General features: G+C 60.0%; 11 protein-coding genes. 7 read left to right on the forward strand and 4 right to left on the reverse strand.

Going from position 1 to position 15,673, the window contains the following annotated elements:
* Positions 1 to 64 precede the first annotated feature (64 nt).
* From dnaX to FNU76_RS05500, 7 genes are all read left to right on the forward strand, one after another.
* Positions 65 to 1,870 carry a DNA polymerase III subunit gamma/tau gene (gene dnaX / locus FNU76_RS05470; protein WP_143856765.1) on the forward strand — a complete coding sequence of 602 codons (1,806 nt, stop codon included), beginning with the start codon at positions 65 to 67 and terminating at the stop codon, positions 1,868 to 1,870.
* A gap of 47 nt (positions 1,871 to 1,917) precedes the next feature.
* Entirely contained in the window at positions 1,918 to 2,244 is a 327-nt protein-coding gene (locus tag FNU76_RS05475; RefSeq protein WP_143856766.1) for a YbaB/EbfC family nucleoid-associated protein, read from the forward strand.
* 138 nt (positions 2,245 to 2,382) lie between these two features.
* Positions 2,383 to 2,979, forward strand: coding sequence for a recombination mediator RecR (recR, locus tag FNU76_RS05480; RefSeq protein WP_143856767.1), 597 nt, complete (start codon positions 2,383 to 2,385; stop codon positions 2,977 to 2,979).
* A 292-nt stretch (positions 2,980 to 3,271) separates the two neighbouring features.
* On the forward strand, positions 3,272 to 4,015 hold the full coding sequence (minC, locus tag FNU76_RS05485; protein WP_143856768.1) for a septum site-determining protein MinC: 744 nt from the start codon (positions 3,272 to 3,274) through the stop codon (positions 4,013 to 4,015).
* Between the two features lie 26 nt (positions 4,016 to 4,041).
* Entirely contained in the window at positions 4,042 to 4,851 is an 810-nt protein-coding gene (gene minD / locus FNU76_RS05490) for a septum site-determining protein MinD (protein WP_143856769.1), read from the forward strand.
* Between the two features lie 3 nt (positions 4,852 to 4,854).
* A complete protein-coding gene (gene minE / locus FNU76_RS05495) occupies positions 4,855 to 5,115 on the forward strand; it encodes a cell division topological specificity factor MinE (RefSeq protein WP_143856770.1) in 261 nt (86 codons plus the stop codon).
* A 199-nt stretch (positions 5,116 to 5,314) separates the two neighbouring features.
* Entirely contained in the window at positions 5,315 to 7,045 is a 1,731-nt protein-coding gene (locus tag FNU76_RS05500) for an SEL1-like repeat protein (RefSeq protein ID WP_179958362.1), read from the forward strand.
* A 48-nt stretch (positions 7,046 to 7,093) separates the two neighbouring features.
* On the opposite strand, the gene FNU76_RS05505 is transcribed toward FNU76_RS05500, so the two are convergent.
* The 4 genes from FNU76_RS05505 to FNU76_RS05520 all read right to left on the reverse strand — a co-directional run bounded on the left by FNU76_RS05505 (position 7,094) and on the right by FNU76_RS05520 (position 15,436).
* A complete protein-coding gene (locus FNU76_RS05505; protein WP_143856772.1) occupies positions 7,094 to 8,338 on the reverse strand; it encodes an EAL domain-containing response regulator in 1,245 nt (414 codons plus the stop codon).
* 132 nt (positions 8,339 to 8,470) lie between these two features.
* Positions 8,471 to 12,526 carry a PAS domain S-box protein gene (locus FNU76_RS05510; protein WP_143856773.1) on the reverse strand — a complete coding sequence of 1,352 codons (4,056 nt, stop codon included), beginning with the start codon at positions 12,524 to 12,526 and terminating at the stop codon, positions 8,471 to 8,473.
* Complete coding sequence (locus tag FNU76_RS05515) at positions 12,523 to 12,906, reverse strand: response regulator (RefSeq protein WP_143856571.1); 384 nt, start codon at positions 12,904 to 12,906, stop codon at positions 12,523 to 12,525. Before FNU76_RS05515 ends, FNU76_RS05510 begins: the two co-directional genes overlap by 4 nt.
* Complete coding sequence (locus tag FNU76_RS05520; protein ID WP_143856572.1) at positions 12,884 to 15,436, reverse strand: response regulator; 2,553 nt, start codon at positions 15,434 to 15,436, stop codon at positions 12,884 to 12,886. Before FNU76_RS05520 ends, FNU76_RS05515 begins: the two co-directional genes overlap by 23 nt.
* Positions 15,437 to 15,673 lie beyond the last annotated feature (237 nt).

Consider the following 15,673-nt stretch of genomic DNA (forward strand, 5'->3'; position numbering starts at 1 on the left):
AATTCGTTCTACTGTGGTGGCGCTCGGCACAATGTCCGCGAGTGCTTCTGCTAGAATCGCCGACATGACCTATCAAGTACTGGCCCGTAAGTGGCGACCGAGATCCTTTGCAACCCTGGTAGGGCAGGAGCATGTAGTCAAGGCCTTGAGCAACGCACTGGAAAACCAGCGCTTGCACCATGCCTACCTGCTTACCGGCACCAGAGGGGTGGGCAAGACCACTATTGCCCGCATTCTGGCGAAATCGCTCAACTGCGAAACAGGCCTGACCGCCACGCCTTGTGGCGTATGCGATGCATGCAAGCAGATCGATGCGGGTCGCTTCGTCGATCTGCTGGAGATCGACGCTGCCTCCAACACCGGTATCGACAATATCCGCGAGGTGCTGGATAACGCCCAGTACTCGCCCACGCAAGGCCGCTTCAAGGTTTACATCATCGACGAAGTGCACATGCTGTCCAAGAGTGCCTTCAACGCCATGCTGAAAACGCTGGAAGAGCCGCCCAGCCATGTGAAGTTTATCCTGGCCACCACCGATCCGCAGAAGGTGCCGGTCACCGTATTGTCGCGCTGCCTGCAGTTCTCGTTAAGGCAAATGCTGCCAGCCCAGATCAGCGGTCACCTGCGGCACGTGCTGGAAGCCGAGTCGGTGGGCTACGAAGCCGGCGCCCTGACCTTGCTGGGTCACGCTGCAGCCGGAAGTATGCGGGATGCCTTATCCCTGCTGGACCAGGCCATCGCATATGGCGCGGGCACGGTAGAGGAAGCCGGCGTAAGAGCCATGCTGGGCGCGGTGGATCAATCCTATCTGTTTGAGTTGCTGACCAGGCTGGCGGCTCAAGATGGCGCAGGCTTGATGGCGGCGGCGGAAGATTTGGTGACGCGCGGGGTCGGCAGCGACGCAGCCCTGCAGGAACTGGCTTCCCTGCTGCATCAATTGGCGCTGCTGCAAGCCGTGCCCAGCACCATCTCGACCGACCACCCACAGTATGGTGAGCTGAATCGGCTAGTTCCGCTGTTCAGCGCCGAAGATCTACAGCTCTATTATCAGATCGCCCTGCAGGGCCGGCGCGATCTTTCCTTGGCGCCCGACGAGTTCGCCGGAATGAGTATGACGCTGCTGCGCATGCTGGCTTTCGCCCCTGCACGCAAACAGTACGTGGCCACAGGGCCGGATTCCTCTCCCCCCCCTGCCCGCGAAGCGCTTCCCCTCCCCTCCCCGGGCGATACCGGGGTGAAGACTGCGCAAACCTCCTCCGCAGGGAGTGATGCGATGGCGGCTGCGCCTTTGGCAATACCCTCCCCGGAACCGGAACCGGAACCGGTACCGGCGCCCGCGCCGATCGCCGAGACCAGGCCTACCCCACCCTGGGAAGAACTGCCGGACGCGCTAGAAACCCCTCCCGTGCCATTTGTCGCGCCGGTAGCCGAAGTGGCGCAGGAGATGCCGGAAGAGGCGCCTCCCGAAGCACCGGCCGAGTTCACCGGAGACTGGGCTGCCTTGGTGGGTCGCCTGAAGCTGGGTGGCCTGGCGGTCATGCTGGCACAGCATGCCGAATTGCAAAGCCACGAGGGCCTCAGCTTCCAGTTGGCCGTGCCCGATGCGCACAAAGTGGTCGCGGGGCCGGATTATCGTGAAAAGCTGGAACAGGCCTTGAGCCAGCATTTTGGCCAACGGGCCCATGTCACGATCTCGGTCGGCGGTGTCAGCCACGCCACGCCGGCCGCACAGCAACAGCGCGAGCGGCAAGCGCGCCTGGCCGATGCGGCCGATGCGCTCAATAGCGATCCCTTCGTGCAGTCGCTGATCGCCGATTTTGGCGCCACAGTGCTGCCCGACACGATACAAACGCGCACAGACCCTGTTTGAGCGCGATTTTCTTCCATCCCTTCCCATTCAAGTTTCAAGGAGCAAGCATGTTTAACAAGGGCGGACTGGGCAATCTGATGAAGCAAGCCCAGCAGATGCAGGAAAATATGAAGAAGGCCCAGGAGCAACTGGCCGAGGTCGACGTGGAGGGCCAGTCCGGCGGCGGTATGGTCAAGATCGTCATGAATTGCCACCACCTGGTGCGCCGCATTCAGATCGACCCCAGCGTGATGGACGACAAGGAAATGCTGGAGGACCTGATTGCCGCGGCCTTCAACGACGCCTTGCGTAAAGCCGAGCAGACTTCGCAGGACAAGATGGCCGGCTTCAGCGCCGGCCTGAACCTGCCGCCAGGCATGAAGCTGCCTTTTTGATTGATTTCACGCTAGGCGCCACCCCCGGCCTCTCCTGACGAGGGCCGAGCCCGTCACGCGGTGTAAACCGATTTGACGGGCTTGCGGGGCGTCCATCGATGGACCTGACCCCATTCCCAAAGCACCGCCTGGCATCCCATGAAAATCCCCTCTTCGCTTGACCAGCTGATCGATGCGCTGCGCATTCTTCCCGGCGTGGGTCCGAAATCGGCGCAACGCATGGCTTATCACCTGCTGCAGCGCAATCAGTCGGGCGCGGCCGCCTTGGCCCACGCCCTGGCCGATGCCTTGACCAAGCTGCGCCATTGCCAGCGCTGCAATACCTTTACCGAATTCGATCTTTGCGAGCTATGCGCCGATCCGGCCCGCGACAAACGCCAGCTTTGCGTGGTGGAGATGCCTACCGATTTGCTGCGTATTGAACAGACCTTGGCATTCAAGGGCTGCTATTTCGTGCTGATGGGCAAACTTTCACCGTTGGATGGGGTAGGCCCCGACGATATTCATTTCGACAAGTTGCTTGCGCGCGCCCAGGATGGTGAAGTGGAGGAGGTGATTCTTTCCACCAACTTCACAGTGGAGGGTGAAGCAACTGCCCATTATCTGGCCGAATTACTACGCGCACAGGGCTTGCGGGTCAGCCGGATTGCCCGTGGCCTGCCCTCGGGCGGTGAACTCGAGCATGTGGATAGCAGTACACTGGCGCAAGCTTTATTGGAGCGGCGCAGTTTGTGATCGGTACATACAGAAGTACTTATCCACTTTTCCCCCACCTGCCGGCACTGTATTGCCTCAGCAACACGCTGGCCTGCAAGGATCTGCTTTGCAAGTTCAATTCCTTGATTTATATGAAAATATTAAAATCCTTGCTTTACTTCACCCCAAGCAGTATGGGGCATTCAAGTAATCACTCTGATTTTGCCGCGAGTCTGTCCACAAAGTTACCCACAGCACCTTCTGTTGAAGCTTGCGCCGTGAACCTAGTAAACTCGGCAACAATTTTGTCAACCGCCGCCGAGCGCATTCGATGACTGCTTCCATCAAGCCGGCCCCCGCCCGTAGTACCGCCTTGTTTGAAATCAAGAGCGCTGCGCTCAATCTGATCGCCTTTGCTCCCAAGACTGCCGATCTTGCCGGCCTCGAAGCGGCACTCAGCCAGAAACTGGGTGGCAGGGCCGATTTTTTCGGCGGAGATGCCGTGGTCCTGGAGCTGGCTGATTGGCCACCCCATGCCACCGCGCTTGATTTGAGCGGCTTGATCAGCATTCTGCGTAAATCCGGCTTGCAAGCAGTAGCAGCGCGCGGGGTCGGCGCGGCGGCTCGCGAGGCGGTGATCAGGGCCGGCCTGGCGCTATTGCCCGACACGCCCCTGCGCGACACGGCCGTGGATAGCCGAACCTGCGAGGCGAAACCCGCACCGGTGGCCGCGGTCAATCAGACGCTGATCATCGATAAACCCGTGCGCAGCGGCCAACAGGTCTACGCGCGCGGCGGCGACCTGATCGTGCTGGCCCTGGTGAGCCATGGCGCCGAGGTCATCGCCGACGGCAATATCCATGTCTACGCACCCTTGCGCGGTCGCGCCCTGGCCGGTGCGCGCGGCGATACCGGCGTCCGTATCTTTACCCATTGCATGCAAGCCGAACTGCTCTCCATCGCCGGCATCTATCGCTCCCTGGATGAGCCGTTGCCGCAGAGCATTAAGGCCCAAGCCGCCCAGGTAAGGCTGGACGGCAACAAACTCGTGATCGAAGCGCTGGCGCTCGATTGATTCGTTGAATATTTCAGGGAAAAAACGTGGCAAAAATCATCGTCGTGACCTCCGGCAAGGGTGGCGTAGGCAAGACCACCACCAGTGCCAGCTTCGCATCCGGCCTCGCGCTACGCGGCAATAAAGTCGCCGTCATCGACTTCGATGTGGGTCTGCGCAATCTCGACCTCATCATGGGCTGCGAGCGCCGCGTGGTATATGACTTCGTCAATGTGATCCAGGGTGAAGCCAAGCTGAGCCAGGCGCTGATCAAGGATAAGCATTGCGACAATTTGTTCGTCCTGCCCGCTTCGCAAACGCGGGATAAGGAAGCACTGACCCGCGAAGGCGTGGAAAAAGTGTTGAACGAGCTGGCGGCGGACGGCTTCGACTACATTATCTGCGACTCTCCGGCCGGCATCGAAACCGGCGCCCTGCTGGCGCTCTATTTCGCCGACGAAGCCCTGGTGGTGACCAATCCGGAAGTCTCTTCGGTACGCGATTCGGACCGTATCCTGGGTATTCTGGATGCGAAATCGCGCAAGGCCGAGCAGGGGCAATCCCTCAAGGCCCACCTGCTGATTACCCGCTATGCTCCCAAGCGGGTAGATGCCGGCGAAATGCTGTCGCTGGACGATATCAAGCATCTGCTGCGCATTCCACTGATCGGCGTCATTCCGGAATCGGAATCCGTCCTGCAGGCTTCCAATAGCGGCACACCGGCCGTTCACCTGGAAGGCTCGGAAGTATCCGAAGCCTACAAGGATGTGGTGGCACGTTTCCTGGGCGAAGATCGCCCATTGCGCTTTATCGAGACGCCCAAGCAAGGCTGGCTCAAGCGCCTGTTCGGAGGGTAAGCCATGTCTTTTCTCGATTATTTGCTTGGCAGCAAGAAGAAGTCGGCGTCGGTGGCGCGCGAAAGGCTGCAGATCATCCTGGCGCATGAACGGGCCGGGCGTGGCGGACCCGATTACCTGCCTGCCTTGCAGCAGGAGTTGATCGCCGTCATCTCCAAATATGTCTCGGTGGGCCAGGACGACATCAAGGTGTCGCTGGAACGCCAGGATGACTACGATGTGCTGGAGGTCAATATCGTCCTGCCGGAAACGGTAAAACGGTAGGTTGAAATCCAAAGGTAGCGTCGAGTTGCATTTCCGGCGGACATAGGCACCCCCTCGTGAAGGCGGGGGGATGGGCGCCAAACGTCGCGTAAATGCAAATAGCGAGGGTCCGTCTTATCAAGCCGGGCATCACCCGGCTTTTTTGCTGCCATACTCGCCGCCAAAGCCAGCCAGAGAGCGGGATATCACACTGAACACCATGACCGACGAAGCAGAAGTCAATACACACCCCGAGCGCCCGATCCAGCTCGAAAAATTCCTCAGTCAGCGCGCCACCGAACGCTGGTGCAAACGCCTGTCCGCCGACTATCCAGCCGCCGAATATTGGCTTTGCCATGAGGCTCGGATTCTGCAGGGTTTCCAACGTGATCCGCGTTACGCGGCCCGCTTTATCGGGGTGGACCTGGACCGCAATGTATTGATTTCGGAAGCGGCCGGCCATCCGCTCACGCATTGGCTGGCTACGCCGGTGGGTCAGTTGGAACACCCCTTCCAGCGTTCCAGTGATCTGGTCCGGCTGATCTTGGCGGCCCTGCGCGCTTTAGCGCATCTCAGCCGGGCCGGCCTGGTACACGGCGGCTTGCGTCCCGACCTGATCGTGCTGCGGCAAAACGATAAATACCAGATCGACTTCGATAGCCTCGCGCTAATCGATTTCGGGGTAGCCCGCAACAGCCAGCAGCGGATCGAGAAACCCCTGTTCATCGATCTTGCCAGCCCGGACGCCGCCTACCTGGCGCCCAGCATGCGCGAGGCCATCCAGCGCGACTGGCAGACCTACGCCAAGCTGGTGGGTGAATCGGGCAAGTCCAGCTGGTATGAACTCTCCGAAACGGCCCGCCAGCAATACGGCAGCGTGCTGTTGCCCGACCTGGCCATCAATAACCTCGATTGGCGAGTGGACCTGTATGCGCTTGGGCATTGGTTCAAGCAGATTTCCCTGCATCGCATCGATTATTTCAAGGATGCCCATCAGGAGATCCTGCCGGCCCTGGTCAAGAAGATGCAAAAACCGGTGCTGCAAGGCGGCTTTACCAGCCTGGATGCCTGTATCAAGGCATTCGAGGTATTGGAAGTCGATGATCGCCTGCTCACCATCACCGAAGCTCCGCAGACCAGCGGGGTGTTCACCATGCAACCGACTCCGGTGCTACACCCTACTTTGGGACTGCGGCCGACGGCCACGGCGCGCGGCGAAGAGGAATTCGCGCCCAGCTCCCTGGGTATGACCCGGCGGGAAGCCAAGCAGGAAGCACCCAGCGGTCGCGGCCGCTTGCTGGGCATGGGCATAGGCTTGATCGTCGTCGCGGCGGTAGGCGCGGCGCTGCTCAGCTCCAAGGAGCAGCATGCCAGCCCGGACCAGCCGGCGAGCACAGCGGCCTTGCCTATCGATCCCACCTCGACGGCGCTGGCCGGCTCGACGGCAAGCAATGAACAGAACAGCGGCGAGCCCCCCGCCATCGCGCCGGAAAGCAGCGCCATGGCCGGCTTGCAACTGGCCGATCTACGCAAGGCCGCCGAAGGCGGAGACCCCGCCGCGCAAACCCAACTGGGCTTGCGCTATCGCAAGGGCCAAGGCGTGACGGCGGATAATGTGCAGGCCGTCGCCTGGTATCGGCAGGCGGCCGAGCAAAACCATGCGGAAGCCCAGGCCTATCTGGGATTTATGTATATGACCGGCCGCGGCGTGAAAAAGGACTTCGCCGAGGCGGTACGCTATTCGCGGCTGTCCGCCGAACAGGGCAATGGCACCGGCCAGTACAACCTGGCCCTGCTCTACCTGGCTGGGCGCGGCGTCGCCTTGGACAAGCTCGAAGCCTACCGTTGGATGAAGAAAGCGGCGGAGCAGGACAACAGCGCCCGCGCGCGCTTGGCGGAGCTGAGGCAGATGCTGAGTCCGACGCAGTTGGCGGCGGTGGATAAATCCTAGCGGGCGTAAACTGCAAGTACGCACACCGATGGAGTAGGAGCGAAGCGGTTATGGGTTTTGACATGGCGTAGCGGCCGCCCCCAGGAGCAAACCCTGCCTGATGCGTTGGGTCCAGCCAGCGGCCCAGGCAGGCAATTCACTTGCCGGCATCGGCGGCGAGATGAAGTAGCCTTGCGCCAGATCGCATCCGGTCTGCCTGAGAAAATCCCAATCATCCCGGCTCTCCACTCCCTCGGCTACCACCTCCATGCGCAGCTGCTTTGCCAGGCTTACGCTGGCGAGATAAATCGCGCGAATCGTCTCATTGGCATGCACGCCATTCACAAAACTCTTGTCGATCTTGAGCTCGTCGAATGGGATGTCGCGCAGCTGCGCCAAGGAGGAATGGCCGGTCCCGAAGTCATCGATCGAGAGCCGGAAGCGCTTCAGGCGCAGCCGGGTCAGGATTTCGAGCGAGGCCCGCTGATCTTTCATCAACTTGCTTTCCGTCACCTCCAGCACCACGTCTTGTGGCCTGACGATGGCCAGCATCGCTTGCTCCGACACGAAAGACGGGAAGTCGAGCGAGGTCAGATTATCCATCGAGACATTGATGGCGATTTTCAGCCGCAGTCCTATCTCCTGCCACCGTTTGGCTTGTGTCAGCGCAGCCTGGAGCACCACTCGCGTCAGCTCGTCTATCAAGCCGTGCTCCTCGGCAACGCCGACAAACTGATCGGGGAATACCATGCCGTCGACGGGGTGGCGCCAGCGCACCAAGGTCTCTACGCCAACCAGTTCACCGATCGAAAGGCTCACCTTGGGCTGGTAGTAGTTGATCAATTCATCCTTCGATAGGGCAACACGCAACTCGTCCGCACTATAAATCTTGGCGGCCGGCACGTGCTGAGTGCCGACGCGGTGGAGTTGCTTATCCAGCAACATGGCCAGCGCTTGAGGAAAAACCGGCTTGTGCAAGCAGCCCAACACCGAAATACCGTGTGAGTGCACCAGCATCTCGACCGATTGCAGTACTCGCTCATCCTCCTTGCTGACCAGGACCAGGCTGCCGGCATAGCCGTGCTCGACCAGTTTGCGCACAAACTCGATCCCATCCATGTGCGGCATATTCAGGTCGCACAGGATCACATCGGGCCGACCTTTATCGCTGTCCACCCAAGCCAGGGCCGACTCCCCATCGCCACAAGTGACGACCTGCGTAAAACCCTGGTTGGTCAGTACGCGCGCCAGCAATTTAAGGGTAAATGGCTCGTCGTCGAGCACAAGTACTTTGATGTCTGATTTCTGCTTCATGCTTTCAACGCTCCAACGGTCGGCTAGCCTGGTCCGGTAGCCAACAAAGACGGATGATTGCCGACATGAACTCAGTAGCCGGATAGCTACACCGGTTGCGACGGCGGTATTGCTCGTGCGGCTGCATTGCCGTCAGTAGAGGTGCTGCACCGGATGCAAAGCAGGACCGGCGTCCAGGTAGGCATATACCTTTTCGAGCTCAAGCTCGAACAGCGGCAATAACACCGCCACCGCTTCGGTACTGCCGGCATCGCAGGCTACCTCGATCTGTACGCATAGCTCTCCGAGCACCACCGCACCGACACTTCGGGCGGCAGCCTTCAATTTGTGGGCTTGCTCACTGGCCTGTGCCAAGTGTTGCTTGGCACAGGCTATCTTTAATGCCTGCGCAATGACAATGGCAGCGGCCCTGAAATCCGTCAGGAATTCCAGGAGCACGGCCGGATCGTCGCCGACCAGGCTGGCCAGTACCCGCACATCCGCCGCCGGGGCTTCGGCGGCAATGGGGGGGGGCTGTAGCAAGGGGACAACCGGGACAGCGGGTAGCCACGTGGCAAGGATTGCCTGCAAATCCGTCAACCGCACCGGCTTGCTCAGATAATCGTCCATACCGGCAGCCCGGCAGCGATCGGCTTCATCCTTAAGCGCATTGGCGGTGAGTGCCACAATGGGGCGGCGACAGGTGTCATCGTCCAGCGCCCGAATCTTGGTAGCGAGTTCGTAGCCATCCATTTCAGGCATATGCAAGTCGGTCAGCAAAAGCGCGTAATTCCTGCTTTGCCAACATTCGAGCGCGATGCGTCCCGTAGCGGCAACATCCGCAGCAAAGCCGAGCAAGGCCAACTGGCGCAAGATCACCTTCTGATTGGTCTCATTGTCCTCAGCCACCAGGATAAGCCGGCCCTGGCGAAGCGCGTCGCCATGCGCAGGGGGGCTGAATGCCTCCTCCTTCTGGCAGGGCGGCTTCGCCTGCTGCGACACTGCCTTTTCGGCAACCCTGCCCGCCACCGATGCCACGGCATGCAGCAATCGGCGGTAGGTAAGGACATTGCCGTCCAACCGTACCTGGTCCGGGAACTGGTCCGGCAGGGCATGATGTGCGCCACGCGCAATGGTGATCCTACGAATGTCCTGCGCCGGATTCTGCAAGCGCATGGCGGCATGATCGTGTTGCGACGAAGGGATATCCGCATCATCGACGACCCATATCCAGCACCCGGCCGGCAGCCGTGCCTGCAAGCGCTGTGCCTCGACCAGCGTGGCGGACCGTTCTACGCGCGCGCCGCCATGGGATAGATAGGTAGCGATATGCGCGGCTTGGCTGCTCGCACCGCCCACCACCAGGCAGGCCAGCCCTGCCACTTCAGAGACCGGGTTGCTTGCATTCGCCTCGTCGGCCGGTATCTCGAACCGCAGGTTCACCGTGAAGGCGGCACCCTGCCCCGCCCTGCTATGCAGGGTTAAGTCGCCCTTCATCAGCTCCACCAAGCGGCGTGAAATCACCAGTCCCAGTCCGGTCCCGCCAAGACGCCGGGTCGTCGAGGTATCGGCCTGGCTGAATGCGGAGACCAGGCGTGCCTGCGTCTCCTCATCCATCCCTATCCCGTTGTCGCGCACCTGCACGGTGAGCGCCAGGTGTGTCGCGCTCCGCTCGGTGGGCACCATGCTGACTTCCACCTGTCCGCATTGTTCGCGGCCGCTGGAGAATTTGATGGCATTCCCGACCAGGTTCAACAACACCTGGCGCAAGCGCAAGCCATCGCCCAGGACGGTGGCGGGCAGCGTGGGATCGACAAACAATGCCAATTCCACGCTCTTTCTGGCTGCCAAGGGCGCCAGCATGGCGCAGGCCTTCTCAACCACCTCGGTCACCGAGATGGGGCTGGACTCAATTTCCAGGCGGCCGGCTTCTATCTTGGAAAAATCGAGAATGTCGTCGATGATCGTTAGCAGGGAATAGGCCGAATCGCGGATCAGATCGACCATCTCCGTTTGGTAGTCTTGCAGGCAGGTCTGCTGCAAGATATCCACCATGCCGATCACCCCATTCATCGGCGTGCGAATCTCATGGCTCATGGTGGCCAGAAAGCTGGACTTGGCCTGGCTGGCCAAATTTGCCTCATTGCGGGCCTGTTCCAGATCAGCGGTACGATCGAGGACCCGTTGCTCCAATTTGACGGTGAGATCCAGAATTTCCAGTTCGGCCCGCTTTTGCTCGGTGATGTCCTCACCGATGCTGGCCGTACCGATCACGTCGCCCACGCCTGAGCGGAGTACCGAACTGTTCCAGCGTATCAGACGCCGCTCCCCGGCCCGGGTGAGTATCTCGTTCTCGTGATGCGATGCCTCAGGCAGATTGGCGAGCAGCGTCATGAAGACCTGCCTCATGTCGCCAAGCGCCGATGGCGCGAACAGCTCGAACCAGTCGGCGCCGATCACCTCCTCCCGCTGCCAGCCCGTTACGCGTAGCAAGTAGTCGTTGCAATAGGTAATCCGGGACTCGAGATCCAGCATCACGGAAACGAGTTGCACACTACCGAGCAGGTCGCGGAAGCGGCGCTCGCTCTCACGCAGCGCCTGCGAGGCCAACATCTGTTCGGTAACATCTTCGGCCACGCCGCAGATGCGTATCATCTTGCCGGCATCGTCGCGAACCGGATAACCCTTGGTTTTTACCCAGCGAATGGAGCCGTCCGGCCTTACTACCCTGTATTCGAATTCATAGGATCCGGCCGCCATGCCTTGCTTATACTTCTCGTAGGTCGCTGCCCGGTCATCGGGATGGAGTGCTTCGATCCACGACCCAGGGCAGGCGTACAGGCTTTCGCAGCTGCGGCCCCAGATATCCTGGTAGGCGGGGCTGACATACAGCACGCTGTTGCTGTCCGCTTCAATCAGATAAAACACATCGCGGATGTTTTCGGCCATTTGGCGGAAGCGCAATTCGCTGGCTTCCAGACTTTCCTTGGCCTGCCGCTCTGCCGTCACATCCAGGTACATGACCACCGCGCCATTCGAACCATCGTCCGCCAGCGGGGATACCATCAACAGGAACCAACGCCGTTCGCTGGGTAAGTGACTAGGATATTCAATGGCGAAGTGCTTGACCTCTCCCGCCAGCACCGAACGAATACCGGCCGCCACCTTTTGCGCCACAGCGGCTTCATTGCCTTTTGCGCTGTCGCAACTAGCCAGGTAGTTCAGCCCGATCCCGTAGGTCTGGCCTTGCAGCAGGTTTGTGCTGGCAACCCGGCGCCATGCCTCGTTCACCGAGACGATGGTCCCTTGCGTATCGAGCAAGGCAATATTGGCGGGTAGCGCATTGAGAATGGCGACCTGGGTGGCTGCCTCGCTCAGGCGCAGTTGGGTCAGGCGATAGAGTTGCTGTTCAGCGGCTTTGCGCTCGGTGATATCGCGCAATACGCCGACGATGATCAATTGCGTGCCAAAGCGTTGCGCCTGGCACCGCAACTCCACTTCCAGGCGGGAACCATCCTTGCGCCGTATTTCGATTTCGGTCAGATCGTTGCCAAGGTTATCCGCGATGATCGAGTCATACACACGCTCCAGCTCTTCCAGCGTGGCAAAACCTATTTGTTCCGGGCCTTGCCTGAGCAATTCTTCGCGCGTATAGCCGAGCATATTGCAGGCGGTGGCGTTGGCCTCGATAAAGCGCATGGTGCCGCGATCGATCAGAAAGATGGCATCCGCCGTGGTATCCAGCGCGGAACGGAAGCGCTGCAAATCGGCGGTACGCGCCAGTACCTGCTGCTCCAGGATGACGTTATGGTTCTGCAAGAAATCGTTGTATGACTTCAATCGCAGTAGATTGCGGACCCTGAGCCGCAACTCGGCCCGGTCGATGGGCTTGGTCAAGAATTCTTCCGCACCGGCATCCAGACCCGCCATGTGGGCGCGGCGATCGATTTGCGCGGTCACCATGATGATGGGGATGCTGGCGGTGGCCGGATTGGCCTTGAGCAGGCCGGCCAACTGGTAACCATCCATGCCTGGCATCACGATGTCGAGCAGGATCAAATCCGGTGGGCACTGCTTGATTTCCGCCAATGCGGCTTCACCGCTGGTGGCGCAGCTGGTCACATAGCCTTCCGATCGCAGCATCGCTTCAACCAACCTGCAATTGCGGACTTCATCGTCAACGACCAGGATGATGGCTGGGCTAGTCATGGTGGCGGGATGTCCGTTTTAAGGAGGAGGGCATCGATCACCGCGTACAGATCGGCGTACCGCAGTGGTTTGGCCAGGTAGGCATCACAGCCAGCCAACCTGGTTTTCTCCCTATCTTCCTTCATCGCCATGGCAGTCAGTGCCACGACGGGTATACCGGCCGTGACCGGATCGTGTTTCAACTCGGCGGTTGCGGCCAGCCCATCCATACCGGGCAATTGGATGTCCAGCAGGATCAGGTCGGGCAGTTCCCTGCGCGCTTGGACCAAACCTTCTTCGGCATCCGTCGCGCATAGCACCGTATGGCCGGCGGTTTTCAATAGCAGACAGGCCAGCTTCATATTCGCCGGGTTGTCTTCAATCACTAATACTTTGGTCATATGTGGTTCTTTCGGCATGAGGCAGCAATGCGCGCCTCACTTCCCTGATAAAGCGGGCATGACTGAACCCGGCCTTTTCGACGATTTGAATGGCTTTGCCCGGATGGCAATTGAGCGCGATGCGGTCTGCCTCGGTAATCTGCTTGGCGGTGATCACCAGGATAGGAATACCCATCGTATTGGGACTGCTCTGGAGCGCGTCGACTACCTCAAAGCCGCTTACATCCGGCATGACCAGATCCAGCAGAATCAAGTCAGGTCTCAATCGCTGCGCCAGCGTGATCGCTTCGTCGCCGCCGTAGGCGCGTACGACCGCATAGGCCGGTCCGGGCAGGAAAGCAGCAATCAGTTCGACTTCCTTGGGATCGTCGTCGACCACCAGCACCGTGTGGGTGCGCGCCGGGATGGGGTGCAGGCCCAGATCGGCCAGGGCCGCTTTCAATTGGGCTCGGCTGATCGGCTTTTGCAGTACTGCCGCGGCACCGCCGGCGAGGGCCATATTGCTATCGGACGAACCGGTCATGATCACCACCGGTACATGCGCCAGCACACTGCTCTCCCGGATTTGGCGGAGAAACTCCCAGCCATTGATGCCGGGCAATTGAAGGTCCAGCGTGATCAGGCTGAGGGCTTGTTGCGGCACCAAACGCAGGGCCGCCTCGGCGCTCGATGCCCGTAGCACGGTAAAGTCTTCGGCTTCGAGCAGGAGCCGCACCAGATCGGCCGTCTGATCGTGGTCCTCGATGACCAGGGCGAAGCGCTCCGTGGCATGGACGGTCGCTATGACCGCGGCTTCGGCAGAGGAAGCCGCGGTATGCGCCAGCGTGCGCAAAGGCAACCAGACGGCAAAGCGGGCGCCCTCGCCTTGCGCGCTGGTCACCGCGACCGTACCGCCGTGTAGTTCGGCCAGTTGCTTGACCATCGCCAAACCCAGTCCGGTACCTTCGAATCGACGCGACAAGCCGCTGTCGATCTGGCTGAAAGCCTGGAACAGTTTCGCCATGTCTTCCGACGAGATGCCGATACCGTTATCGCTGACGCATATTTCCAGGAAATCCTGGTAAGTATTTTCGGCTAAGGGAAAGTTATGCACCGGCCAAACACCGGTCAGCGTACCGACCGCGCTTCGCGCAACACGGCGCGCATACAAGGTCACTCGCCCCCCGCGCGCGCTGAATTTGACGGCATTGGACAGCAGGTTGTAGACAATCTGCTTGGTCTTGCGCATATCCATCTGGGGCATGCCCAGATCTTCGCCCGCTTCCAGCTCGAGATGGATACGTTGGCCCGCCGCCCTTTCCCGGACGATGGACAAGCTGTTCAGCAACAGGCTATTCAAGTCGACTGCCTCGAGATCCAGCGTCATCATGCCCGCCTCGACCTTGGATAAGTCCAGGATGTCATTGATCAGCGAGAGCAAATGCTGGCCGCTGCTGAATATGTCGCCTATGTATTCCTGCTGGACGTCGCTCATCTGACCGATCAAGCCGTCCTTGAGCACCTCCGAAAAGCCGATGATGGCATTCAGGGGCGTCCGCAGTTCGTGCGACATGGTGGCCAGGAACTCCGATTTCATGCGGCTGGCGTGTTCCCAGCCATTCTTCTCTTGCAGCGCCAGCTCAAAGCGCTTGCGCTCGGTCACATCGCGCGCGGCCGCGAAGACGCCTTGCAGCTTGCGGTTGCGGTCGTAGAAAGTCGCGGCGTTATAGGACACCGCCGTTTCCGCACCATCCAGGGCCTGGACGGTCAGTTCATAGTTGCTTACCTTGTTCTCGGTCAGGACGCGTTTGATGGCGGCGTCGGCGCGGATCGGATCGGTAAAGAAATTACTGCAGGGCGCGCCGATCAGCTCGTCGCGGGTCCGCCCGGTCAGCGTCATCATTTGCTGGTTTACATCGCTGATGATGCCTTGCGGATCGGTCGTCATCAGCGCGTCGATATTCGATTCGATCAGCGAGCGCGTATAGAACTGTTGGTCGCGCAGCCGCTGGTCAAGCAGCGTGCGGTCCAATTCGACTTGTTTGCGAGCCGTATTGTCGGTACCGATCAAAAGGTAGCCGATGATGTTGTCGGCCACGTCCCGCAGCGCCGTCACTGAAATCATGGCGGAGAAACGGCTGCCATCCCGACGAACCTTCGTCAGCTCGTAAATGTCCTCAATCCCACGCGCGGCCTTGTACACCAGCGCCTCGAAACCGGGCGTGATCAGCCGGTCGAATTCCACGCTGAGCGCCGCGGCGCGCGTGACCAATTCTTGTGGGTCGGAGAATTCCGCAGGGGTAATGAGGTTGATGACATCGGCGGCCGCGTACCCCAGCATGCGCTCGGCACCGATATTGAAAATCTGGATGACGCCTTTTTCATCCGTCGCGATACAGGAGAAGTAAGCACTGTTGAAGATGGCGTCCTGCAAGGCACCGGTCTTGACTAGCGTGGCTTGGCGCTGGAAATCGGCTACACCTTCCTTGCCGGCCGGCTTTTCGCCCAGGTCGGTAACACCATCAGCCACATCGGCAGCGATTGTCAGCATGGACCCATCCGTAGTAAGAGCCACGCGTTCGTTCAATAGCGCGGATGGCCGGGGCCTGGAACAGAATTTTCGTCCCTATGCTCTTATCGCCTGATTGGGCGTGACTGTATGTGCGACAGCGAACATTGCCCGGGGTAATTTCTTCGATCTGCCGTGTAGGCTCTTGCGGTCATGTGCCTTGGGCGGGTACGGTATCGCCACACTAAAACCAAGCATTTATTAGCACTGTTAACAGGT

This window comes from Chitinimonas arctica, from assembly GCF_007431345.1.
Taxonomy (GTDB): domain Bacteria; phylum Pseudomonadota; class Gammaproteobacteria; order Burkholderiales; family Chitinimonadaceae; genus Chitinimonas; species Chitinimonas arctica.